This window comes from Roseibium sp. AWQ4_254 (assembly GCF_056161025.1).
The window spans coordinates 1-24042 of record NZ_JBSWYH010000046.1 but is presented as its reverse complement, the minus strand read 5'-3'; the positions used below and the strand labels follow the sequence as shown (position 1 = coordinate 24042).

Annotated in this window: 23 protein-coding genes, 1 tRNA gene and 1 pseudogene; 7 read left to right on the top strand and 18 right to left on the bottom strand. The window is 59.5% G+C overall.

Annotation, left to right across the window (positions count from 1 at the left end; translation table 11 throughout):
* Window positions 1–101: 101 nt before the first annotated feature.
* A pseudogene (locus ACXAIC_RS23300) lies at window positions 102–1280 on the top strand (recombinase family protein); the annotation flags it as partial.
* Between the two features lie 531 nt (window positions 1281–1811).
* Here the strand turns inward: ACXAIC_RS23300 and ACXAIC_RS23295 are convergent.
* A tRNA-Ser gene (locus ACXAIC_RS23295) sits at window positions 1812–1901 on the bottom strand.
* A 561-nt stretch (window positions 1902–2462) separates the two neighbouring features.
* On the opposite strand from ACXAIC_RS23295, the gene ACXAIC_RS23290 reads away from it, so the two are divergent.
* Window positions 2463–3215, top strand: a complete 753-nt coding sequence (locus tag ACXAIC_RS23290; protein ID WP_475186383.1) for a DUF930 domain-containing protein — start codon at window positions 2463–2465, stop codon at window positions 3213–3215.
* A gap of 82 nt (window positions 3216–3297) precedes the next feature.
* On the opposite strand, the gene ACXAIC_RS23285 is transcribed toward ACXAIC_RS23290, so the two are convergent.
* The 10 genes from ACXAIC_RS23285 to fliK all read right to left on the bottom strand — a co-directional run bounded on the left by ACXAIC_RS23285 (window position 3298) and on the right by fliK (window position 13510).
* On the bottom strand, window positions 3298–3537 hold the full coding sequence (locus ACXAIC_RS23285) for a hypothetical protein (protein ID WP_475186388.1): 240 nt from the start codon (window positions 3535–3537) through the stop codon (window positions 3298–3300).
* A 388-nt stretch (window positions 3538–3925) separates the two neighbouring features.
* Entirely contained in the window at window positions 3926–4441 is a 516-nt protein-coding gene (locus ACXAIC_RS23280) for a GNAT family N-acetyltransferase (protein WP_475186381.1), read from the bottom strand.
* A 31-nt stretch (window positions 4442–4472) separates the two neighbouring features.
* Entirely contained in the window at window positions 4473–6074 is a 1602-nt protein-coding gene (locus ACXAIC_RS23275; RefSeq protein ID WP_475186379.1) for a glycosyltransferase family 39 protein, read from the bottom strand.
* Window positions 6075–6216: 142 nt separating this feature from the next.
* Window positions 6217–7005, bottom strand: a complete 789-nt coding sequence (locus tag ACXAIC_RS23270) for a transporter substrate-binding domain-containing protein (protein WP_475186376.1) — start codon at window positions 7003–7005, stop codon at window positions 6217–6219.
* 36 nt (window positions 7006–7041) lie between these two features.
* Window positions 7042–7752 carry an amino acid ABC transporter permease gene (locus ACXAIC_RS23265; RefSeq protein ID WP_475186372.1) on the bottom strand — a complete coding sequence of 237 codons (711 nt, stop codon included), beginning with the start codon at window positions 7750–7752 and terminating at the stop codon, window positions 7042–7044.
* Window positions 7749–8429 (bottom strand): amino acid ABC transporter permease, encoded by a 681-nt coding sequence (locus tag ACXAIC_RS23260; RefSeq protein ID WP_475186369.1) that lies wholly within the window; start codon window positions 8427–8429, stop codon window positions 7749–7751. The genes ACXAIC_RS23265 and ACXAIC_RS23260 overlap by 4 nt, the downstream gene beginning before the upstream one ends.
* 232 nt (window positions 8430–8661) lie before the next feature.
* Entirely contained in the window at window positions 8662–9057 is a 396-nt protein-coding gene (locus tag ACXAIC_RS23255) for a GFA family protein (RefSeq protein ID WP_475186365.1), read from the bottom strand.
* Between the two features lie 3 nt (window positions 9058–9060).
* A complete protein-coding gene (gatB, locus tag ACXAIC_RS23250; protein WP_475186364.1) occupies window positions 9061–10542 on the bottom strand; it encodes an Asp-tRNA(Asn)/Glu-tRNA(Gln) amidotransferase subunit GatB in 1482 nt (493 codons plus the stop codon).
* Between the two features lie 162 nt (window positions 10543–10704).
* Window positions 10705–11010 (bottom strand): EscU/YscU/HrcU family type III secretion system export apparatus switch protein, encoded by a 306-nt coding sequence (locus ACXAIC_RS23245; RefSeq protein WP_475186362.1) that lies wholly within the window; start codon window positions 11008–11010, stop codon window positions 10705–10707.
* A 10-nt stretch (window positions 11011–11020) separates the two neighbouring features.
* The gene (gene fliK / locus ACXAIC_RS23240) at window positions 11021–13510 is read right to left on the bottom strand and encodes a flagellar hook-length control protein FliK (protein WP_475186360.1); all 2490 of its coding nucleotides are present in this window, start codon (window positions 13508–13510) and stop codon (window positions 11021–11023) included.
* A 263-nt stretch (window positions 13511–13773) separates the two neighbouring features.
* Here fliK and ACXAIC_RS23235 point away from each other — a divergent pair, with 263 nt between their 5' ends.
* A complete protein-coding gene (locus tag ACXAIC_RS23235; RefSeq protein WP_475186384.1) occupies window positions 13774–14025 on the top strand; it encodes a DUF6455 family protein in 252 nt (83 codons plus the stop codon).
* A gap of 75 nt (window positions 14026–14100) precedes the next feature.
* Here ACXAIC_RS23235 and ACXAIC_RS23230 read toward each other — a convergent pair whose 3' ends face one another.
* Window positions 14101–14403 carry a phosphatidylglycerophosphatase gene (locus ACXAIC_RS23230; protein WP_475186356.1) on the bottom strand — a complete coding sequence of 101 codons (303 nt, stop codon included), beginning with the start codon at window positions 14401–14403 and terminating at the stop codon, window positions 14101–14103.
* Between the two features lie 306 nt (window positions 14404–14709).
* On the opposite strand from ACXAIC_RS23230, the gene ACXAIC_RS23225 reads away from it, so the two are divergent.
* Both ACXAIC_RS23225 and ACXAIC_RS23220 read left to right on the top strand, forming a co-directional pair.
* Entirely contained in the window at window positions 14710–14964 is a 255-nt protein-coding gene (locus ACXAIC_RS23225; RefSeq protein ID WP_475186353.1) for a hypothetical protein, read from the top strand.
* 318 nt (window positions 14965–15282) lie between these two features.
* Window positions 15283–15540, top strand: coding sequence for a YjhX family toxin (locus tag ACXAIC_RS23220; protein ID WP_475186350.1), 258 nt, complete (start codon window positions 15283–15285; stop codon window positions 15538–15540).
* Between the two features lie 116 nt (window positions 15541–15656).
* Here the strand turns inward: ACXAIC_RS23220 and ACXAIC_RS23215 are convergent, their stop codons facing one another.
* The gene (locus ACXAIC_RS23215; RefSeq protein WP_475186346.1) at window positions 15657–17555 is read right to left on the bottom strand and encodes a PhoX family protein; all 1899 of its coding nucleotides are present in this window, start codon (window positions 17553–17555) and stop codon (window positions 15657–15659) included.
* 196 nt (window positions 17556–17751) lie between these two features.
* Window positions 17752–18270 (bottom strand): redox-sensitive transcriptional activator SoxR, encoded by a 519-nt coding sequence (gene soxR, locus ACXAIC_RS23210; protein WP_475186342.1) that lies wholly within the window; start codon window positions 18268–18270, stop codon window positions 17752–17754.
* 100 nt (window positions 18271–18370) lie between these two features.
* Between soxR and ACXAIC_RS23205 the strand changes: the two genes are divergently transcribed.
* Window positions 18371–18766: a VOC family protein gene (locus ACXAIC_RS23205; RefSeq protein WP_475186340.1), complete on the top strand. Its 396-nt coding sequence runs from the start codon at window positions 18371–18373 to the stop codon at window positions 18764–18766.
* A 163-nt stretch (window positions 18767–18929) separates the two neighbouring features.
* Entirely contained in the window at window positions 18930–19289 is a 360-nt protein-coding gene (locus ACXAIC_RS23200) for a cupin domain-containing protein (protein ID WP_475186338.1), read from the top strand.
* A 135-nt stretch (window positions 19290–19424) separates the two neighbouring features.
* Here ACXAIC_RS23200 and ACXAIC_RS23195 read toward each other — a convergent pair whose 3' ends face one another.
* From ACXAIC_RS23195 to ACXAIC_RS23180, 4 genes are all read right to left on the bottom strand, one after another.
* Window positions 19425–20666, bottom strand: a complete 1242-nt coding sequence (locus tag ACXAIC_RS23195) for an HlyD family secretion protein (protein WP_475186337.1) — start codon at window positions 20664–20666, stop codon at window positions 19425–19427.
* A complete protein-coding gene (locus ACXAIC_RS23190; RefSeq protein WP_475186334.1) occupies window positions 20666–21214 on the bottom strand; it encodes a hypothetical protein in 549 nt (182 codons plus the stop codon). Before ACXAIC_RS23190 ends, ACXAIC_RS23195 begins: the two co-directional genes overlap by 1 nt.
* A gap of 157 nt (window positions 21215–21371) precedes the next feature.
* Window positions 21372–22139, bottom strand: a complete 768-nt coding sequence (locus tag ACXAIC_RS23185) for an SDR family NAD(P)-dependent oxidoreductase (RefSeq protein WP_475186332.1) — start codon at window positions 22137–22139, stop codon at window positions 21372–21374.
* A gap of 163 nt (window positions 22140–22302) precedes the next feature.
* Window positions 22303–23676 carry an adenylate/guanylate cyclase domain-containing protein gene (locus tag ACXAIC_RS23180; protein WP_475186328.1) on the bottom strand — a complete coding sequence of 458 codons (1374 nt, stop codon included), beginning with the start codon at window positions 23674–23676 and terminating at the stop codon, window positions 22303–22305.
* Window positions 23677–24042 lie beyond the last annotated feature (366 nt).

Genomic DNA, 24042 nt, shown 5'->3' with positions numbered 1-24042 from the left:
AGGCTGGCCTCCTTGTCCAGCCCTCAGCTTGAATCACTATTCACCACAAAAGGGAACCCAAGACGATTCAGACTTTTTGGGAAATGCTCTAAACACAACGGATGGAGTTCGCGATGACTTATAATAGACAGCTTAGTTCTCTTGCGCGAATGCGTGCCACGCTGGAGGGCAAGTCAGAGGAGGCATTTTTTCCGACAAGTCGAAAGAAGTTTGCGGTCGGTTACGTGAGAGTCTCCAAAGATGAAAGTACGAAAAAGGATATTTCTATCCCAGAACAGATCCGCATAATAAAGGAATTCTGTAAGCAAAATGACCTGGAATTAATCGACGTTTATTGTGACCCGAGCCGATCTGCAAAAAATGACAAACGTCCTGTTTTCAGGAGAATGATTAGAGACATCGAAAACGGAGCGATAGAAGTATCTGCCATTGTTGTTTATTCCTCAAGTCGGCTTGTTCGAAATTCAGACGATCATCATGCGTATAGGTCGCTACTAAATAGATTTGGAGTATGGATATATTATGCGACTCAGAACTTTCCAAAAGATTCCATGGGTCGGTTCGCGGAGAATATGTTTGCCACTTTTGACGAGTACTATTCCAAGTCAACATCTGAGAACGTTAAAAATGCGAAGAAAAGCCTGGCGCGAAATGGGTATTGTTCCGTTGGGTTACTTCCATTCGGGCTAACAACAAAAAAAATCTCTTTTGGAGAAGGCAAAACACGCGCCAAGCCAATAATTGATCCCGTCGAAGGTGAGATCGTTCGTCTCGTATTCAAGCTATGTCAACACGGTCACGAAAAAAGCGGACCAATGGGCGTAAAAGCAATTGCGGAATACCTGAACCAGAATGGTTTTCTGACCCGAAAAGGAAATAAATTCGACGTCAATGCCATCCATCGTATGCTAACAAACGTCAGTTACCTTGGGCGTATTCCATACAATCCAAACAAATCTTCTGATGTATTGTCGGAGAACGATGACAGTGAAGAGATCTTCATTCCAGTTGAGCCGCTGATTGACGAGAACGAATTCCGCAATGTTCAGGCGCTACTGATTGAAAGAAGCCCCAAAACTGGTGTCGCAAAAGCAATCAGCAGTCCTGCATTGTTGAGTGGTATCGCCAAATGCCAATGTGGCGCTTCTTTGGTTCTTGAGGAAGCTACCAGTCATACCGGCAAACGATACAGATATTACAGATGCAGTGCCGCCCGGAAGAAAGGAAGTACAGTATGTAAAGGCGTTCGGGTTCGTCGAAGCAAAATTGAACTTGCGATAGTAGATGCGCTATTTAGCCAAATATTAGCGCCTGATAGATTAGCATCACTCATAGAAGAATTTTCAGTTTCAAAACTTCGAGGGTCGAGCGAGCGAGAACGGGAACTTCCAGCACTAAAGAAACGTGTCAAAGAAGCCGAAAAAGCAATGGTAAACCTTTTGAAGGCCGCCGAACTCGTCGACGATCTTTCGGCAGATCCGACATTTTTAACAAGAATACAGAATGCGCGAACAACCGCGCACCAAGCTCGGTCGTTGCACAGATCGAAACTGGGCGCAACGCAACCGTCACAAACTCCTACCAAGGAACAGGTAAGGGTTTTCTCCAGGCTAATGAGACAACGGCTCTCCGATCTAAAGGCTCCAATTGCAAAGAATTATTTAAGAGCGATTGTCTCCGAGGTCGTAGTAACAAAAGACGAAATCAGAGTTTATGTGCCAAAAGAATTATTGGTCGAGTCTGCCGCAGAAGAATCCGGCGACGATGGAGAGCCTTTTCAGCGCTCAGGAGTTCACAGATTTATAGGCATATGGCGGAGAGGAAGGGATTCGAACCCTCGAGACCCTTCCGGGCCTACTCCCTTAGCAGGGGAGCGCCTTCGACCACTCGGCCACCTCTCCGGCCCGTCCCGTTTAGAATCCAGTGCCCTGGGACGCAAGCCTTTTTTCAAAGCCGGGTGAGTTTTCCACGCTGCACACCGCTCCAGATCCGCCCAAACAGTTGCCGTTTCATAGATTTGACAGGTCAGCCCCCGGGGCTGGGCCGTCAGCAGGCCATGAGCACCCAGGGCCGCGGGAATGACGCCATGTATTACCCGGTCCGGCCGGCAAACCTGCCGGACCACTTGCGGCCGGCCTGGTCCCGGACAGGCCCGTGGTGTGGGCGTGGGCGGGCATTTGCTCCGGCCTTAACCCTGACGTTAAGTCACAAAACAGCAAACGGCCGGGCATATTGTTGTTTCTGCCGGTGTCTGGTAAAACGCCTCCGGTTTTGCGCTGGGAGGGCGGCCTTGAGGGGTGCGTGCAGACGGGCCGGCACGGTCCCGGATCTGCCGGCGTCAGCAGTGCCCTCCTCAGGTTTTTCCAGCGTTTCAGGATCGCAGGCAGATCGGTTTCATATTTGCGACACCGTTGTCGGCTTGGGTCTTTGTCTTGGTATTTCGTTTGGCAGGATCGTCAGTAGTGATCAGCGCCGCTGCTCCCGGCATCAACAGGTTCGTTGCGGACAGGATTTCCTGGGTGTGCGCGATCACGCTGCACCTTCTGGCGGCGCTCCTGTTCAGCGGGCTGTTATATCCGCAGCTGTCAAATGTGAACGGGCCGCGCTCCATTTCCATCGAGATCCTGCCGCCAAGTGCCCTGGCCCCGCCGGTCGAGCCGCCGCCGCCACCGCCGCCGGAAAGCACCAAGGGCGATCTGGAAGCGCCCGCGCCGCAGGAACTGCCGGAAGAGGTACAGGCCGCCCTGCCCCAGCCGGAGCAGGAAGTGCTGCCCGAAGAGCAAAGGCCGCAAGAGCCCCAGGAACCGCAAGTGGACGGGAGTGACTGGGGCTGGCAGCGGGCAACCTCGTTTTACGGTGCGCGCGTCCTGGCGGACCCGCGCTCGGCCCAGGCCCGGCAGATGCTCGGTACACTGGCAGGCGACGACCGCAAGGATCAGGTCTGCGCGCTGGAGGCGATGGAACAGGTGCGCCACGCACGGCGAGGCTTCCGGCCCACCCGGGTGGCCCCCCATGCGTTCAAGAACACTCAGCGCGATGGCAATGAAATCTCCGTGCCGGCCGGCGCCCTCAGAAGCAACGGGGTCTGGTATGAGCTGGCCTATCGCTGCGAAGTCGCCTCAGACGGCAAGACGGTGTCCGAGTTTGAATTTGCGCTCGGCCCGGCGATCGACCGCGCCTTATGGGACGAACACGGTCTGGCACCGGTCTATTGATCCGGCACGCGGCGCTCTGCTGGACTGCTGCGATGCTGCAAAAGAGGGGCCGGGACACGGCTGGGCTGCCCGGCCGCACCGGTCAATGCATGGACAGCCATTCACGGGCGCAGCGCTGCGCTTCAGCGATCTCGGAGGAGCTCATTTCCCCGGAGATTTCCTTACGGTACTGCGCCGCATCCCTGTTGCCCTTCAGGGCAGCGATGTTGAACCACTTGTGCGCCGTCACAAGATCAGTGGCGCCGTAGCGGCCACTGGCGCTGTCCAGACCCATCTGGAACAGGATGTCGGCGGTGACGGGCTTTTCGCCCAGAGCGGCCATGTCGGCCGAATGCATTTCAAAACGAGCCATGTTGCTCCCCTTGTCTCTGTCTAAGACGTCCAGGGGTCTCCTGTGCCGATTTCCGGCTGGTTCAAGACACCCTGTCCCCAGGTGATCAACACATCCTTTTAAGGCACGACTTGGCCAAGGACAGGCTGATCTTGAAACGAAAGCTTTGTGCAAGCTTTTCCCTTCGTTTCATGGGCTCTACTTGAGCAGGAGCATTTAAAGGGGCGGTAAAAAAACAGGTTTAACGCAATGCGAACAAAGCTTTAAACAAAGCTGAATTTAACAGGCCAGTAAGCATATCGCTTCGAATTGCCCTTTAATTTCAATGATTTTATCGGAAAATTTGACAAGGCCTCTCAACCTTCTGTTCACCATGGCATCAGATCGGCTGCTCAATCAGCATTTTCTTGTAGCCAAGGTGGCTCTGGTCAAAGCCCAGACGGCGGTAGAAGGCATGCGAGCCCTCCCGCTCCCGGTTGGAAGTGAGCTGGATCAGGCAGGCACCGGCCGCGCGGGCCAGATCTTCCGCGTGGGCCATCATGAAACGGCCAATGCCAGCGCCCTGCCGGCTGGCGCACACGTGAACGCTTTCCAGCTCGACCCGCGGCCGCCCGCGAAAGGCAAGGCCTTTCAGAAAGTGGATCTGATAGGTGCCCACCACAAGCTCCGTCTCCGCCTCCCGAAACTCCTGTGCTGCCTGAGGCCGCTGGACTTCCAGCGCCACATAGATATCGGCTTCGGGAGCTGCGCACAGCGCGTCGAATGCAGGCCGGTAGGCTTGCCAGTCGTCAAATTCCCGGCCTGCGCGCGCACGCGTTGCTCCCGCATTGATGATCGCCACAATCTCTTTGAGATGGCCGGGCCCGGCCTTTTCCATACGCAGAGATGTGCTCATGTCCAATTCCTCTTTGTAAGAACGGAAAGCCTCACCGGCACAGAGGGGCGTCCGGCTGCAATTCGGCCACGCCCCACCAGGTGGTGCGCCAGTCAGGCGCTTTCCAAAGATGCGGCCAGCGGCCGGTCAGGTAGGTGGCCGAGACCGGCGTGCCCGGATCGCCAAAGGCCACTTCGGCAAATTGTTGCAGCGCAGGGATCTGGGGGGCTGTGTCCCCCTCTTCCCAGATGAAGAAACAGGCTGCTCTCGGCGGCGTTCTGGCCGGGATCGCCTTGGTCACCACCCGCGCGCCGGGAAACAGCACCCGCAGATTGCCGCCCGTATAGCCATTTTCGGCAATCAGGGTCGTCTGTCCCGCACCAAGCGCTTCAAGCGGGGCTTTCAAGTCCGCATAGGGTTTCATGTGGCGGCATTTGCCGCCGCACCAGAACCGGTCCGGCGCCACAATGCCCGGCACCCGGGCCACAAAGACGATAGCGGCCATGGTCATGATGACAGCGGCCAGCCAGCGCCACTGCCGGTCAAAGCCGAACCGTTCCAGATCCGCAAACAGATAGACCGGCAGCAGCAGCATCAGGGGATGCATATGCCGCTCCTTCACATAAGTTGCCCCGGTCAGCACGATCATCAGCGCGGTCAGCACGATCATGGCCAGCACCGTGCGCCCGCACAGGCGCGCAACATCACTGACCTGCAGCGCCAAAGCCTCCTTGCGGCCCAGATAGCGCGGCCAGAATATCAGCAGCAGGACCGGCACCAGAACAACGGAAAATCCCAACAGCCCGAAAGCGAGCTTGCCCAGCCCCTCTCCGGCCCGCGCCAGATGGGACGTCTGGGCGGCTACACCCATGGTCTTGGAGACGGAGGCAAACAGATGCAGGCCCTCGGTGAAAATCCACCAGGCATAGGGGCTGTAGACAAGGGCGGCTGCAACCGGCACCAGGACGAGCCCTGCCGGGCGGATCTTATGCCGCCAGTGCGGATCGCTGAGCGCGGCCAGACACAGCGCCACCACAAAAATCGGATAGGAATGTTTGCCCAGCAGCCCGGCCCCTGCCGCAGCCCCAAAAGCCAGATAGGCGGCAAGGCGCCCGCTCTCGAGCGCCTTGATGAAGAAAAAGGCGCTGGCCGCACAGGCCGTCGTCAGCACCACCGTGTGGGTGACGCCCTCATGCAGGTTCCAGCCGAACTGGTAATAGAGCGAATAGGAAAATGCGCAGAGCGCGGCCAGACGCGGATCCTTGATGGCCTTGCGCGCAATCAGAAACAGGAACAGGGCCGCAAGTGAGATCAGGGTGTATTTGACAAACAGCGCAGCCCAGATGGTCGGGCCGAACACTTGCTGAGCCGACCATAACAACCACTCATAGAGCGGCGGCTGGCGCAGCATGTAGCCGGGCTCCAGCGTCTGGACCAGAACGTTTTCGAACATGTCGTCCGTGCCGAGCACCGGGCTCGACACAGCACGCAGCAGAAGATGTGCAAGGCCCCACAGGGCAACAATCGCCCAGACCCCGAACGGGGTGGCATAGCGGGGCGCCGCCATCTTGGCGGAAGAGGACAAGGTTGGGCCGGTCATGACCAGCGGGATACATGATTTCAGACCGCCTGTAACCCGGTCATCCCCAGTCACGGGCCGTCTCTTGGGCAGTTTTTTCAACGCCAACGCGCACCGCCTCCCGGCCGGAGACGGCAAGGCGGTGCGCGGCGCGCTCAAAACACCCGCCCGTGCCAGACGACTGTCCGGCGCGGGCTCTTTTCCAGTGTCAAAGTCCTCAGAGCGAGGGCAGCGGCGGCAGCGGGGTTTTCAGCCACTTGCGGGACAGACCGTCCAGCTTGCCGGTCAGCTTCTTGTTGAGCACAAACACATTGACCCATTGCAGCAGGTCGATATTGCCGGTTTTCACGCCGATGAAGGACGGGGAATTGGCGATAACAAATTTGGTTTCCAGATTGTAGTCCGGATGGTCATTGGATATGCCGAGCGCAACCATGTTGCCGGTCACGATCACATCCGCCTGACCGGAAACATAGGCGGCAATGGTCGCCGCATTGTCACCGAAGCGGATGATGTCAGCTCCATCCGGTGCATCTTGTGTGATCGCCAGATCCTCCAGCGTTCCGCCTGTGACCGCGATTTTCTTGCCCGCAAAATCGGCAATGGATTTGACCGCAACATCCGGCTTGGCAAAGGCGCCAGAGAAGAACGGCGCATAGGCGCTGGAGAACCAGATCGACTTGGCCCGCTCCGGATTGGCCCCCAGCGTGGAGACAACCAGATCCACCCGGTCTGTTTCCAGGAAGGGAATGCGCTGTTTGGAGGTCACCGGCACCAGTTCCAGCTCCACCCCCAGATCTTCGGCAATCATCTTGGCCACATCAATGTCGTAGCCTTCATATTCCCCCTCCGCGCCAAGCGCGCCAAAGGGTGGAAAATTCTCCGGCACGGCAATCTTGACCTTGCCGGCGCCCAGAATGTCCTTCAATTCGGCCGAGGCCGGTGTGGCAATCAGCAGCGCGGCGGCCAGAAGCGCCCCGCCCGTTGCAAGCAGTTTCTTCCACATTTCAAACATCTCCCCTTAAGAGTATGGACAAAAGGATCAGGCAGCGCTTTTGGCGCTGCCGGACGCCGCAGCAGACCCGAGGCGCTTTTCAAGCCGCCGGGACCACAAGGACAACGGAAAACACAGGGCGAAATAGATGAGCGCCATCAGCGGAAAGATGACGAAGGGCTGGGTGCCGGGCACCGGCGCATTTGCCCAGCGCTTGCCGACGGTCATCAGGTCGTGAAAGCCAATGATATAGGCCAGCGACGTGCCCTTGATAATCTGCACCATGAAGCCAATGGTCGGCGCAATCGCTAGGCGCACGGCCTGGGGCAGGACAATCAGGACCATGACCTGACCCCATGTCAGCCCGAGCGCCTTCCCCCCTTCATGCTGGCCAATCGCAATGGCCGCGATAGCGCCGCACCAGACCTCCGCAAGATAGGCGCTGGTGTAAAGCGTCAGGGCGATGGACGCTGCGGTCCAGGGATCGACCCGAATGGAAAAGAGATGCGGCACCCCAAGGCCGAGCAGGAACAGCAGCATCAACAGAGGGATGGACTGGAACAACCAGGTATAGGCCGTAGACAGCCTTGCCAGCAGCCGCCCCGGCGCGACACGGGCCGCCGTGACCAGCGCGCCGATGGCCCCGCCGCCCAAAAACGCAATCAGCGAAAGATAGACCGTATAGCGGGTGGCATCCAGAAGCTGGAAGAGCACGATGCCGTAGGGCTTTCCCAGAAGCTCGACAAACAGCTCTTTCATCGCACGCCCTTCCACACAAACAGACGGTCATGGAGCAGGCGTAGAGCGCTTTTGAACATCAGCGACATCAGCACATAGATGATGGTCAGAGTGAAGAAGACCTCGAAGGACCGGAAGCTGCGGCTGTCGATGAAGACCCCGGCCCAGGTCAGGTCCGTGACACCGATTTCGGAAATGACGCCGGTGGTCAGAAACAAAAAGATGAACTGGCTGTTCAGCGACGGAAACATGGCCGCAACGGCCTGGGGCAGGCTGACCTTGAAGAAGCTGAGCCAGCGCGGCAGGCCCAGACTGTCGGCCGCCTCCAACTGGCCATCTGCGACCGAAGCCAGCCCGGCCCGCAGGATTTCGGCAAAATAGGCAGAGAAGTTGACGGTCAGCGCCAGCAGCGCATGGGCCCAGAACGGCCATTGATAGCCAAGCAGCAAGGGCAGACCGAAAGCGATGAAAAACATCTGCACGATCAGCGGCGTGTTGCGGATGAATTCCACATAGGCTGTGGCCACCTCTGCCAGCACCGGAATGCGGTAGTGGCGCATGGCGGCCAGGCAAAGCGCGCCCAGAAAACCAAGTGCGCCGCCCCCCACGGTCAGCCCGCCGCTGACCAGCGCGCCTTGCAACAGCAGCCAGAGATATTCCGGATTTCGGTAAAGCTCAAAAAATCGAAGATCAGCCACCCTGGCCGACCTTGCAACATGCGTTTAGTGTCATGAGGACCCCGGTTCCCGACGGATACCGGGCTTCTGAGCAATCGCCATGCCAAACAGGCAGCCGACCGCAGATGGCTCGGGTCAAAGCAAAGCTGACCTCAGACCCAACGGCAAGCGCCTAAACGTTAGGCAATCAGCCTGCCTTTTTGGCGGTAACGGGTCTGAAGCAAAGCAGGTGTCGGACCGCTGGGCACCGATCTCAATCCAGAAACGACCAGCTCTCAGCACCATCGAAATGCCTGAGACCGATTGCCTCGATGGTTCCAGGCGGGGCCAGGCGGAGATTGACGGCCATGCGCCCGATGCCGTCTCCGGCAATGGTGACGTAGTGGGTGGTGGAGCCGCAGGTCCGGCAGGTGTGGAAAGCGAGATAACGCTCACTGCGCGAATAGGACAGCGTTGCGTCCGGAGCGGCGGACACGGTGATGTCTTGATCCGTTCCATGGCCCCAGACCACGCCAAGACTGCGGCAGACCGAGCAGTTGCAGGCAACCGCGTGGCGAGGCAGCACGCGCATTTCAAACGTCACGGCCCCGCAATGGCAGGCACCACGAAGCGGCAAGGCGGGCCTGGTTGATGTTTCCTGCCCGCCCATGACTTACTCCAGACCGATTTTCTGCTTCAGAAGATCGTTGACCGCCTGGGGATTGGCCTTGCCCTTGGAAGCCTTCATCACCTGGCCGACAAACCAACCAACCAGATTGGGTTTTTCCTTGGCCTGTTCGACCTTGTCCGGATTGGCGGCCATGATCTCGTCGACAACCGCCTCGATGGCGCCCAGATCCGTGACCTGTTTCATGCCGCGCTCTTCCACGATGGCCGCCGGATCACCGCCTTCGGTCCAGACGATTTCAAACAGATCTTTGGCAATCTTGCCGGAAATCGTGCCGGTCTTGATCAGATCAATGATCGCGCCCAGCTGTTCGGCAGACACCGGGCTGTCGCCAAGATCCAAGCCTTCCTTGTTGAGGCGGCCGAACAATTCGTTGATCACCCAGTTGGCGGACAGCTTTGCATCGCGGCCCGTGGCAACGGCCTCGAAGAAATCGGCAGAGGCCTTTTCGGTAACCAGAATGTCCGCATCATAGGCGGTCAGGCCGTAATCGCTGACAAAGCGGGCCTTCTTGTCGTCAGGAAGCTCGGGCAGATCCCCGGCCAGCCCATCGACAAAATCCTGGGTGAATTCCAGCGGCAGCAGATCGGGATCCGGGAAATAGCGGTAGTCATGGGCTTCTTCCTTGGAGCGCATGGACCGGGTTTCGCCTTTGGCCGCATCAAACAGGCGGGTCTCCTGATCAATCGTGCCGCCATCTTCCAGAATGGCCACCTGACGGCGGGCCTCATACTCGATAGCCTGACCGACGAAGCGGATCGAGTTGACGTTCTTGATCTCGCAGCGTGTGCCGAAATCCCCACCCGGACGGCGCACGGACACGTTCACGTCCGCGCGCATGGAGCCCTGATCCATGTTGCCGTCACAGGTGCCCAGATACCTCAGGATCGTGCGCAGTTTGGTCAGATAGGCCTTTGCCTCGTCGGAGGAGCGCAGATCCGGCTTGGAGACGATTTCCATCAAGGCAACGCCGGAGCGGTTCAGATCCACAAAGGACATGGTTGGATGCTGGTCATGCAGGGATTTGCCCGCGTCCTGTTCCAGATGCAGCCGCTCAACGCCGATCTCAACCTGTTCGTCCGGCATGTCGAGCAGGATCTTGCCTTCCCCGACAATTGGCTGTTTGAACTGGGAGATCTGATAGCCCTGGGGCAGATCGGGATAGAAATAGTTCTTGCGGTCGAAGACCGATTTCAGATTGATGTCCGCCTTCAGCCCAAGCCCGGTGCGGATCGCCTGACGCACGCATTCCTCGTTGATCACCGGCAGCATGCCGGGCATGGCCGCGTCCACAAGGCTGACATTGCCGTTAGGGTCCTTGCCGAATTCGGTGGAAGCACCGGAAAAGAGCTTGGCATCGGACGTCACCTGGGCATGAACTTCCATGCCAATCACGATTTCCCAATCGCCGGTCGCGCCCTTGATGAATTTCTTCGGATCGGGTGTGCGTACGTCGACAATCGTCATAGCCGTCAAAAGTCCTGTTCTGTTCGATTTCGCGCCCGGAGCGGCAGTTCTGGAAGCGGACTGCGGCGCAAAGTTTCAATCGCTTGTTCACCTAGTCGGGAATTGCCGTGCCTGCAAGGTTTTCCTTGCGCACAATCCTGTCTTTCGCACAAGCAGCCACCGCTATTCCTGCGGGCCGGGATGCTGCGCCTGCCCCGTGCGCATGATGAAGCCGATCAGAACCGCCACAGCCTGGTAGAGCTCCACCGGGATTTCCTGATCCACTTCGATCTGGGACAGGGCTTCGGCCATCATCGGGTTCTGTTCGATGGGAACCCCGGCCTCCCGGGCAAGTTTTTCAATTTGCTCCGCCATGGTCCCGGCCCCCTTGGCGGTGACCACAGGTGCGCCTTCATTTTCGTAAGACAGTGCGACGGCCAGCTTCTTCTCATCTGTAGCCGTTTTTTTCGAAGGATCGGTCGGGCTCATCTGGGCGTCCTTATGAATGGCGGTCGATCATGGCGCCGTGCCGAGGCGCCGCCTTGGGCGGCAAGCCCCGCACCAGCCGGAACTCCTGAAGGTCAAGCCCCGCATCGGCAAAGGCCGCTTCCATGGTTTCACGCACGCTTTCCAGACTGGTGAACGTCTCTTTCCGGTCCACCCACAGGCTCACATAAGTGCCCCCGCCCCTGAGACTGACGGCAGCTTCCAGGGGCCCGGTTGCGGTCAGGTCCAGGGCAAAACGCAGCCGCCAGGCAGGCTCGCTGTCCCCCTCCCCGTCCTGGCCCCCGCCATCCCGGCCGATCTGCATCTGCATTATGGCTGTCTCCTGGCCCAGCGCCAGGGGCAATTCCAGAACAAGATCCATCGCACGGGTGGCCGCCGCCTGGGGCCGGTCGTCGCCCGCAAGAGAGCTGTTGACGAGCTGGGTTAAGCGAATACGGGCAAGCGCCGCGTCGGTTTCCTTGCGCAAGGCCTTGAGATTTTCAGACGGCGCGCCCACCCAGAAGCCGCTGGCGGCTTGCTGACTTTGTGCCTGCGCCTGGGGTCCGCCTTGCCGGGACGGCATGGCGGGCTGATGAGCCGGACGGGACACATCCGTTTCCGCCCCAAGCCCCTGCAGCAGCGCCTTGAAGGACAGGAGCGCGGATTTAAGGTCTCCCATTGGGGGATGCATGCCCTTCGGCAGTGCCGCGAGCTGGGCCTCCCGGAACTGCCCCGACAGGCGCACGGCCTGTTGCAGATCAGCCTCTGTCAGCCCTTGCCCCACGCCCGCCCCCTGAGATGGCCCTGATACCGTTCCAGGTACTGTTCCGGGCGTCAGGCGCATGCCAAAAATCTGCTGCATGGCTTTAACCACGGGATCGGGCAGCGAGATCTTGCCCGAGGCCTGCGCGGACAGCATGGTCCCGACCTGGGAAAAAAGGGTTCCCAGCCCCGTCTGCTGTTCTGCGAGCGGTTGCAGGAGCTGGCGGGCAATCTGTCCCGCTGGCGTCTGCGCACCCGCCCCTGCCGCATTTGCAGGCGGCGTCGGCACGTTCCCGGATGGCGGATAAGGCTGGACCCGGGACTGGATCTGAAACTGGGTTTGAACGGGCCTCTGCGTGTCTGCGGACTGATCCATGGCCTGAAACAGGGAGCCGGCGGAGGTTGTCAGCGCCCCTTGCCCCGCCGCCGGTCCGGAAGGCGCCGACGTGCCAGCAGCCTGTGTTGCAGCGGGCGATCCAGTGGGCGGCTGGGCTGATGTGCCCGGCTGCACCGCCGCTCCCTGAAGCCCCGGCATCTGAGTGCCCGGTCTTTGAGTGCCCTGTATCTGAGTACCCTGTATCTGCGCGCCGGAAGGCGCCCCCGCAGAGAGGGAGGCAGCCGGTCCGGCCTGTGCGGCGGCTCTGGGCAGCGTGTCCAGCGGTCCGCTGGCCAGCTGGCCGCTTCCAGACACGGCGCCCCCAGCGGAAAGCGGCGCGGCGGCTGGCGCAGTCGCAGCGGGATTGGCCGCGCCTGCCGGGCTTGCAGGCGCTCCCGCAGGTGGCGTCGCTGTACCGGTTGCCGCCGGACCGGGAGGCGGCGGCGACGCTGGCCCCAGACCGCCAATCCCGGATGGGCGGCCGCTTGAGGGCACTGGATTTGAAGTTTGGCTCGCCTGCCCGCCGCCTGTCTGCCCCAGCCCGGCGGGTCCCGCCTGAACGCCAGCGGCCCCTTGCCCTGCCGGACCGGTGCCTTGCCCTTGTCCGATTGACTGTGGCTGCACCGCCGAGTGCGCCGCTCCAGAAGCCGGTGAGGCAGAAGGGGCAGAGGGAACCGCACCAGACTGGACATTGACCTGCGGCGCGCTGGCGGCTGCTCCGGATTGAGAGGAAGAAACCGGCACGCCCGCAGATGCGCCCGCCTGCGAAGGTGTCTGGGACGCGGGCGGCGCGGCTGTGGCAGGACCCGGTAAAATGCCAGGAGCAACCGGAACAGCCCCTCCGGCCGCCACCGTAACCGGTGGGCCGCCCGTCTGACTGCCACCTTGCGGCACCGTCTGGGCCACCGTCTGGGACAGCGGCGGCGGGCCGACCGCCTGATCCGGAACCGTCTGGGCGACCAGCGCGCCGGACAAGGTCAGATTGCCTCCGTTTGCTACCGCGGGTGTACTGGACGGCGCGACTTGTGCCGGAGCGCTTGCAGCCCCGGAAGAGGCCGCTGATTGAGCTGCGGTCTGCGACGAGGCAGCTCCTGCACCGCCTTTTCCCGCCTGCGCGCCCACCAAAATCTGGATATCGGGCTGCTGCTTGCTGCCGCTCACTGTAACAGTGACCTGACTGCCTTGCGGCAAGGGAGCCTGGACCTTCAGGTCATAGGTCGTGTCCGGTGTCGACAGGCGCACAACACCGCCGGGCAGATTGGCATCCACCCGGGCCGTCAGCGCGGTTCCCGGTTCCAGCCCTTGCGGGGCTGCCGCCCCTGCAGAACCTGAGGCGAGCGGCTGTGCCGCTACTGTTTCGACCATCGCACCGCCTCCTTGTGTGCCGTCCCGCCGCGTTCGCCGCCTGCTCCTGAACAAGCCCATGCAGCCCTGCTCCGACCTTGCCAGTATGGCCGGATTCCAGCGCGCTGCCCAGACTTGACCCTAATCAATGCACCTGCACCTCCCTGCTCTAGGCTTCCCGACAGTTACTTTGCGAAGCCTTTCTCCGGCAAACCGGCCCGTCCGGTCTGCCCGGAAGCTGACTTCGGCCTGGCTTTGGAGAGGGAGATCAAACTGTGAACTGGATGGACCGCCTCAATGAGCGTGCTGATCTTATGGGACGCATGCTTGACACGATCGGCGCGATGCAAAAGATCCCAGCCGGTGTGCAATCGGATTTGGCTCTGCGCTCCGCAGCGGTGCGCTGTATCAATTGCCGGAACACAAATGCCTGCAAAAAATGGCTGTCAGAGCACCCGGCAGGCGCCTCCCGCCCGATGGACAGCTGCCCCAATGCGGCGCTTTTCAAGAGCTGGCTCGGGTCTGAGGAGGCTTGAGAGACAGCTCCCGAAGACTGATCGGGCGTTTTTTATGATCATGCTAGACGATTTGGCTTTGGCCTATCGGAGGGGTCAGCTGTTCCGGCTGCGCCGGTTCAGCCAGTAGGTCAGGCTGCCTGCCGCTGCGCCCGCCACAAAGCGGAACGGAAACATCGCCAGGGCTCCAGCGTCCTGAGACACCGGCATGGGGATCTGAAGCAGACCGATGGCTGCTTCAGAAAGCAGCGACAAAGCCGCCGCCGCAAAGCCTGCGATCCAGAGTTTCTGGGCACTGTCGGCCCGCCACCCCAAATAGCCGCCAATGAGAAGGGCGAAGGGATTGAGCAGACCGGAGAGTCCGGCCAGATGCAGCCAAGTATCAGACAGGTAAGTCATGGGTCTTCTATAGCCCGGCCTGGATCAAAACGAAATATGCCAAACCTTCCCCGCATTGAGAAACTGCTGACCATAAACTTTTACTGAGCGGTCAAAATAATTTTTCTTTCCGGTCAAATATTGACCAAACTGAAAATTTATTCATTTCGATTTACTTCCCTCCCCTTAAATTCTTTTCAGATTACCCAACGTCCACAGAAACCAAAAACCAGGCTTTACTTTTTTATCTTGTATGTTATGCTAAAGTCGTAGAGAGAAGTACGCCCACACGCGGCGGCTCATGGGTTTGTTTGCAAGTATTTAATCATGACAATTGTATCCCCCGTTCTGAGCGACGATCCGACCCTTGAAACCATGGTCAAGACCGGCCGTCGCCTTGCCATCCGATGCAACCAATGCGGTCGGTTCCGCTATATGAATGGGGCCCGCTTTGCCCAGGACAAGAGGGTGTCCGCCTTGAGCGAGGTTCTCAGTTGCGGCTCGTGCGGATCAAAGGATGTCTCGGCTATCGCAGTGTCCCGCAATCCCGAAAACGGCTACTGGCCTGCCGAATACAGCTAACTTCCCCCTGCGGCCACTTTCCTACCCCTACCCCTCCCTGACTCGGCTTCACTCGGTGCCTTACCTGCCTTGTGCGGCAGATTGACAACAGTTCAGGATCAAGCCATCGCATCCGCACCGGTTTGACGGACCAGCCCGTTGCAGAACGGGTGCGCCAGTGCTACCTGATGCCCTGTTGTTTTGATGAGGGTTTATGTCCGTATCGCAAGAGTCCTGGTAAGACCCGGCCAGAGAAGGCCGGAAACTTACAGAAGCACCGCACGCGCTGAGCTGCGGTGACCGGGTTTTTGTATTCCGACATCAAGGTCCCTTACTTCCATGGACATTTCGAAAGCCGAGCAACGGGTGCTGCACCTGCTTGCTCAAGGCGGCTATATTCTCATTGAAAAAGACGAGAATGGCCGGATCCTCAACCATGAGACCGTCACCCGAGACGGCTGGTTTTGGGGCGGATGCACGCCGCATCTGTTCCGCAAGCTGAAATACAAGCGTCTCATCGCGTCGAAAAACAGCGGTCCCTACCGGATTACCCAATTGGGGCTGAGGCGCGTACGTGCGCAACTGGACAACCGGTAAGCCCCCGCTTCCGACTGCAGGCAGAAGCAGTTCAGGCAAACAGAAAGAGCGCGCCGGGTATCCGGCGCGCTCCAGAAAAGGCAGCCAAAGGCAAATCCGGTGAAACGCGGGCCGCTTTAGCCGATCTTGGCGTTGTCCGCACGCTTGACGGCGATCACGGAAGACCGCGCCAGTTTGCCTTCCCCATCCGGGAACGGGGCTTTCGGGTGCTGAATGCCGACAAACAGGGTCTTCTTGTCCGCAGACCAGGTGATGCCTGTGACTTCAGAGCCGTAAGGAACCGTCATGAACCGCTCGATCTGGCCGGTGACCGGATCGCCAACCAGCATCTGGTTGTTGCCCATTCCGGCGAAATCGCCTTCGTTCTTGTAGTTCCCGTCGGTCTCGATCCACAGCAGGCCCGAACTGTCAAACATCATTCCGTCCGGCGAGTTGAACATGTTGCCGGAGTTGACATTGTCAGAGCCTCCGTAGGGCGTACCGGCATGAACTTCCGGGTTGCCCGCCATCACGAACAGGTCCCACTTGAACTTCGGCGCCGTATGGTCATCATTTTCCGGATACCAGCGCACAATCTGACCATAGTGGTTTTCCGCACGCGGGTTCGGGCCGTTGACCGGCGTGTCGTCACCGCCGGCATTCGGCTTGACGGCCCGGTTTTTGTTGTTGGTCAGAGCACAATAGGCTTCGACCGCGACCGGGTTGACCGCAACCCATTCCGGACGGTCCATTGTGGTGGCGCCAACCTTGGACGCGGCCATGCGGCTGAAAATGCAGATTTCGGCCTGGGGCATGCCGGTTGCTTCTTCCGTCAGGGCCAGCCACTCGCCAGCGCCATCGTCGTTGAACTTCGCCACATAGAGCGTGCCGTCATCCAGAAGGCCGTCGGTCGGAGCCCCCGGCGTGTAGACGCCGTTGGAGACGAACTTGTAAAGGAATTCACCCCGCTCATCATCGCCCATATAGACCACGACACGGCCATCCGGCGCCAGGGTGCAAGCGGCGTTTTCGTGTTTGAAGCGGCCAAGGGCCGTGCGCTTGACCGGCGTGGAGCCGGGATCGCTCGGGTCGATCTCGACAATGTAACCGGCGCGGCGCGGCTCGTTGACATTCTTGGAAATGTCAAACCGCTCCTGGTATTTTTCGTAATCGTAGCGGCTCTCAAGGCCGATGCCGTAGCGCTTGAAGTCGGCGGGCACTTCAAAGCTGTCATCGGTGGATCCGAAATAGCCGTTGAAGTTTTCCTCGCAGGTCAGGTAAGTGCCCCAGGGGGTCTTGCCCGCACCGCAATTGTTGAAGGTGCCGATGGTTTTGGTCCCGGTCGGGTCCGCGTCGGTTTTCAGAAGGTCATGACCGGCCGCCGGACCGGACAGGCGCATTTCCGTGCGCTGGGTGATGCGGCGGTTGAACGGGCTGTCGACAACAACCTTCCAGTCGCCAGCATCTTCCGTCACTTCCATCACGGTCACGCCCTGGAAGTTCTGCAGCATGGTGACGTCGTCAGCCGATTCCGGCTTGCCGTCATCCGTATGCGGCAGGTTGATCGTTGGGTTCACATATTCGCTGTTGACCGCAATGACCTGCTTGTCGCCAAAGACGAACAGTTCCATGCCGTCGGTGTTTTCGCCGAAGACGCGGTCGGAAGAGGCAACGGGAACGCCTTTTTCCGGATCGAAGTCCGCTGCGTCGGAAAACAGCTTGTCCCCCCATTTCACCAGGATATCCCAGGTGTAGCCTTCCGGCACATGCACAGTGGCATCGGTTGCGACCGGCACCGGGCTGAAGGCGAACCGGCCAGCGCTCTGGGCCTGGGCGGAGGTGGAGTTCAAAAGGCTCGCACCGGTACCGAGGCCCATGGCCGCAGCCCCCGATCCGAAGGCAACAACGCCGCCAAGAAAGCCCCGGCGCGACAGGCCGGCTTCCACGACACGGTCAAATTCGGTGGTTTCCGGTGTCGGACGGACCAATTCATCCCATTCGTCCCAGGACAGGTCGTCTTTGCTGATGTCACTCATTTTGCTCTCCAATCGGATGGCTACAGGCAAGGCACACAGAGTGCGCCCGTGAGCGTTAACGACACTCAGATTACAGCAATGTGACAGTCGCGTAATGGTTCGGTTACAGGCCTGCCGACAAGCGGCGGCCTCCGGCTCCAATCAAACGTAAACACTTGTTTTTCAGTCCTCCTATGCCATCCAGCTTTTCAATGGATCAAAAATCGGATTTTGCCTTTTCCTGCGCAGAAACCGGCCCGGCTCCACTTTGCCTGTCCGGCTGAGGCTCCGGGCGGTCGCCCAAAAGGTAGCGTGGTCCCCGCCCATGACGAGACGCAGCGTCACCGGCATTGTAGAGTTGGCAGGATTTCATCGACAGGCAGCCGCAACCGATGCAGCCGTCCAGTTTGTCCCGCAAGGCCGTCATGCGCGCGATCCTGTCCTCAAGATGCCGCCGGAAGCCCTTGCTCAGGCGTGTCCAATCCGCCTTGGTTGGTGCCCTGCCCTCCGGCAGGCTCGCCAGCTGCACGGCGATTTCCGAAATCGTGAACCCGAACTCCTGGGCGACCAGGACAAAGGACAGTCGGCGGATATCCGCGCGCAAAAACCGCCTTTGCCCGCCGCTGTTGCGGATCGGGTGAACCAGGCCCTTGTCCTCGTAGAAACGGATCGCAGAGACTGCAAGGCCGGTCCGCTCGGCCAGGCCGCCAATAGACAAAAGATCATCTGCCTTCATAAGCTTCTTCAAAACAGTCCCTTTTTTCTCTTGACCTCAAGTTTACTTGAGGAATTATCTCTAGTGTCCACGAGGAGTCAAACCTTGAGAGGACGTCGATATGAGCGCTGCATTTCTGGAACATGTAAACGTTACAGTGACCGACCCGGCCGCGACCGCCCGCCGGCTGGAAGACTGGTTCGGCTGGAAAATCCGGTGGAAGGGCCAGTCGCTTGGCGGCGGAACGACCTATCACATCGGCAACGAGACGAGTTACGTCGCAGCCTACAGCCCGCCGAAGGACACTACCCCGGTCGCCGGTGTCAGTTACGACCACCATGGCGGGCTCAACCACATTGCCGTTGTGGTCGAGGATCTCGACGCGGCCGAGGCCAGGATCAAGGCAGGCGGCTACACGACCCACAATCATCAGGACTATGAGCCGGGCCGCCGGTTCTATTTCGATGATGATGACGGGATCGAATTCGAAGTGGTCAGCTACACCGGCAAAAGCTGACCGCAAACGGGTTTTCCGGGACCAGACAAGACTTCTCCCGGAGCCCGCCCTCCGGGCGGCTCTTTTTGGGCACTTTCTTCTGAAACAGTCTCTTCCGCAACGTCGATAGATATTTAAGACTGTCTCCGGAACCAGTGAGTCAGCAAGTTGCCAGGAGGGATGGATGAAGCTTGTGCGCAATGAAGAAGTGGTCTGGATGAACGCATCGGGCTACCGGGAAAAGACCCTGGTCCAGGACAAGGATGTGAATCTGACGGGTGGCCTGGTGCAGCTGGTCGAAGTCCCGCCCCATACGGAGGTGAAGGACCACTACCATACGTCCAGCACCGAAGTGGTTCATGTCCTGTCCGGAAAGGGCGTGTTCCATATTGATGGGCGGCGGATCGAGCTGGAACCCGGGCAGACGCTTGCCTGCGAGCCCTTTGAGGTGCGCAGCACGGACAACCCTTTTGATTATCCCTTTACCTATATTGTTTTCAGAACCAACTCCGCCAGCAACGACCGTATCTGGTGCGAGCGGTAACACCCGGCAGATCCGCCCCCCAGCAGCTTCCGAACTTGTGCTTTGCCAAAAGAGCTTGTGGCCCGGCGGCGGATGGACGGACCGCTCCCGCGCGGCAGAAGGGCTTTGCCGCGCGGGATGAGACGCACTACGGGATCAGTGACCGGTCAGAACCAGTGCCCGGATCGGATATTGCAGGGCCTGGCTGCGCAGGATCAGCGCATGGACCAGCCCGACCGTATCGATCACATGCAGAAAGACAAACTGCCCGGTCGACAGATTGTCGTCCGAATGCAGTCTTTCATGGTTGCTGGTATAGGCGTTGACCGTGCAGCTCGCCCCGGGAGGCAACCGGTCGAGCCCGCCTTCATAAAGCGGCTCAAGCACCGTTGTGATGGTCGCCGTCTTGGAAGCCTTGCCCGCATCCAGAAGCTGGCTTCCGGAGGTCACCTGCCCGCTGGCAATCTCTTCCTGCACATCCGTAATCACCAGCGGAATGATGGTGAACGGGACAGCAGGACAAAAGGCTTCGGCGACCATGCCCGGTTTGAGAACCTGGGCTTCCACCTGGCCGAACCCGGCCAGAATCCGCTGATGCAGGGAATTATCGGGAATGATCACCCCCGCAGGCCGCATCAGGGGTGTCACAATCTCCCCGGGCCGCAGCACGAATTGTGTCACCCGGCCATCCACCTTGGCTGAAACCGTCATCTTGTCCAGTTCGACCTCGGCTTCGGCAAGCCTGGCTTCGGCACTTTTCAGCTTGCTTGGCAGGGCCACGTTGATCCGGGTCTCGGCAAGCTCTTTGTTGGCTTCCGCCGCCGCCAGACCGCCTGCGCGTGTATCGACCGTGTTCTGGAGCTTTTCCAGATCCCGCTCACTGACCACATTGGCGTTGCGGTCAAACAGCTCCTGCCGGGTTTCCAGCTCGTCCTGCGCCTGTTTCAGCGACGCGGCCGCCTGATCCACCTGCGCGGACGCCACCGCCAGTTCGCCCTCGGCCAGGGCTATCTCGCCCTTGATCTCCTCAATCTGCTGCCGGGCGGTCAAAACGTCGGCTTCCTGACGGCTGCTGTCCAGCTTAAACAGCGGATCACCGGTCTTCACATTTGTTTCCAGATCCAGCGGCACAAAGACTTCCTCCACCCGGCCGGTCGCCTCGGGCAGGATGGCCACGGTCCGGAACGTGGACACCGCGCTTTGGGAGGTGGGATGGAAATAGAAAATCAGAGTGATCAGGGTAATGGTGAGCATGAGGCAGGTCACAATGCCGTAGCGCAGCTCGAACCAGACGGAATAGAGCGTGATCTCATGTCCGATCCGCTTGCCCTGCACATAGCGGCGGATCAGATAGTCCGGCAAGATGGTGATCATCGCACTGAAGAGCGTCTCAAACATCAGCTGTCCTTCCGCTCTAGGGGGGCCTTGCCCTGATCCGGAGCGGCGGAAGCCGCGCCTTCGAGCTCAGCGGACGCCGGCGCGGCCGGACGTTCAGCACTGGCCGCAATCTTCCCGCTCTGCACGGCACTAGACGTCGCTCCGGGCCCATGCGAGGGCCCCTCGCCATTGGGCCCCTCGCTCCCCTCCCCCGGATCCTCCCCGGTTCCAAAGGCCATCCTGCGGGCCGAGCTGGCAATCGTTTCCAGCGGTGTCATGAAGTCGGGAAGCTGAATGAAGGCCAGCACCAGCGCAGCTACCCAGAAGACCTGATTGTGGGTGAACAGCGCCAAAAGCCCGAGAACCGCCACCAGCTCGAATTGGATGCGCCCGTGTTTATGGGCCAGACGCTCCGGAAGGGAATGCAGGTAGAGGTAAAAGGTGCCAAGCAAAACGACCAGGATGATGAGCGCTATGAGAACATTTCTCATCATCGGATCGCTGCCATCTGCCAATGGAATGAAATACGGCAGATGGTGCGGTGCAAGTTCGTGGATTTTAGCGGACATTGCCACTCCGTGACGCTAAGAAACTTCTTTGCCTTGGAGTAGCCGACCTTACGGAAAATTTAAAGAACAGTCTTCGTAAAAGACACCATTCCCCTGCAGCCCCCCTGCGACAAAGCAGAACCACCATTTCAGGATGCGAGCAAGGCCCTGAGGATCTTTACCGAGGCGCCATGCGAATAGCCCCGTCCAGACGGATCGTTTCGCCATTGAGCATGTCATTCTCGCAAATCGCCTTGACCAGCCGGGCGTATTCGCCTGCCTTGCCGAGCCGGGAGGGGAACGGCACCTGCTGACCAAGGGAGTCCTGAACCTCCTGGGACAGCCCCAGCAGCATCGGCGTTTCGAAGATGCCAGGCGCAATTGTCATGACGCGAACCCCCAGCTTGGACAGGTCCCGGGCGACCGGCAGCGTCATACCGGCCACACCGGCCTTGGAGGCCGCATAGGCGACCTGGCCGATCTGACCGTCGAAAGCTGCAACCGACGCGGTGGAGACGATCACCCCGCGCCCGCCATCCGGCGTGACCGGATCGAGCGTTGCCATGCCGGTCGCGGCCTGGGAAAGACAGCGGAAAGAGCCGATCAGATTGACCGCAATCACCTTTTCAAACATGTCCATAGGATGGGCTTCGCCGCGGGAAGTGGTCTTGGCCACTGGGGCAATGCCTGCGCAATTAACAAGAATGCGTTCTTGCCCGTGGGCACTGCGGGCCACTGCGAAGCCTTGTTCAACGCTGGCCTGATCGGTCACATCCACATCCGCGAACTGGCCGCCAATCTCAAAAGCCACCTCTTTGCCTTGTTCCACGTTCCGGTCAAAAATGGTGACCTTCACGCCTTCTGCAGCCAGCAATCTGGCGGTCGCCGCCCCAAGCCCCGATGCGCCGCCCGTTACGACAGCTGCGAGTGATGAATCCAGTTTCAAGCGAACCTCCCGCTTCATTCAAAATACTGACTTATATCAGTTTTTCTATATATATTGACGAAAACGTCAACACGAACATGCAAAGTGTCCGAGAAACCGCACCGGGTCAAGCGCATTTCGGGCTGCTCAAGCCGTACACACTTTTTTGGCCAGAAAGATTCGGTCAAGCGGGAAATGGCTGCACACCAGCCAGAACCACCAGATCGACCGGATGGCGGATACCGGCGACATGGACACCCGGGCGCGGCTCTGCGGCCCCAGGCTCGTATCCTTGCTCAAGGGCCAGTTGCCACGTGGCCTGGTCTGTCAGCGCCGCACAGCGCTGGCTCTTGTTTGCGTCTTCCAGTTTCGCAGCCCGGTTGACCGCATCCCCGATCACTGTGAATTCGAGCCGGTTTTTCGAACCAATCACACCGGCCGTGACGGTCCCGGCCGAAACGGCCGTTCCGATGCGAAGCGGCCCCGGCCAGCCTGCGGTTTGGAACCGGTCCTGCTGCACCGCCACACAGGCCACCAGCTTTTCGGCCGCCCGCAAGGCATCCGCAGCGTAGGTGTCTGACGGATGGACAGCGCCGAAAGTAGCCAGAATGCCATCGCCGAGAAACTTGTCCACCCGCCCGCCTTCCTGATTGATCACATCAACTGCAAGGCTCTGATACTGCGCCAGCACCGACAACACGGCCTGTGGGTCCAGGGTTTCTGATGTGGCGGTGAAGCTGCGGATATCGGCGTAAAGAATGGCCGCCTCGCGCAACGTGCCCTCCCCGGCTTCCAGCGCGGTCTGGGCCCCGGTGATGGAGGCAGCCACTTCCGGAGCAAAGAACCGGCGCAGATCCTTGGCGGCCTCGTGGTCTTTCGTTGCCTCAAACAGCATGGACCGGCCCCGGTACAAGGCGGCGGACAAGATGACCGTCACCGTCAGGATGACCATGGTTTTGTCCAGCTCCGCGCCGATCAGGATCGAATTGCCGGTCAGGTATTCCACATAATTGCGGGTCACCCGCATACCGTCCATATCCGCAAAGGCCGCATAAAAGACAAGCCCCAGCCAGCCGCACACAGCCACAAGCCCGGTGGTCAAAACAAATCTCGGGTCAAAACGCAGCGCCCGCAAGCCGATGAAAATGAACACATACATCAGGGTGGGCGCTTTCAGGTAGAAGGCGGGATGCTGGTCATATTGAATGTGAAAGGAGAAGATCAGCCCCACCAGCAGCGCCATGTCCACCCCGATGGAAATCAGGAGATACCATTGCGGCAGCTCATAGCGGTAGGACAACATGAGCCGGAGTATGGTGAACAGGAAATAGGCCCCAAGCGCAAAGGGCACAAAGTTGAACCCGGCTGCGCCCTCCGCCCTCGGCGCGATGACATAAAGGGTTGAGAAAAACAGCACGAGCCCCAGCTGAACCCAGCCGATCAGCCGCTCTGACGAGGTTTCCCGGCCGCGGATTTCGGAACGCACCCGCTCCGGCAGCCCGGTCTCCGGCGGCCCGCCCTGAAGGATGTATCGCAAATACTGAGACAATGAGGTCATGACACCCAATCACCTGACAAGACGAGCGGAGTGTCCTCCGTTGCCCCGGAAGAAGCAACAGAGCTGCGCGCAAAAGTGACCGCTTGTGAAAACGGACCGCAGTCTTGTGCCGACCGGGGAGGAGATCCCGGCCTTTGGCAGCAGGAATGCTCCCAGACGGATGCATCATCGTGGACTTATACCAATCACCACTACTGTCCGGGAAAATTCTGATTTAGGATAAAAAAGGTCCGTTTTGTAAGGAGATCGTCTAGAATCGTGGTTGCAACGTCTGATTCAGAATCTCTCCCAAAAACGGACCCAAGAATGACCCTAAGCGTTTTTCATCAGATCATAAAGCATCTTCCCCGCCGCCAGATCAATTCC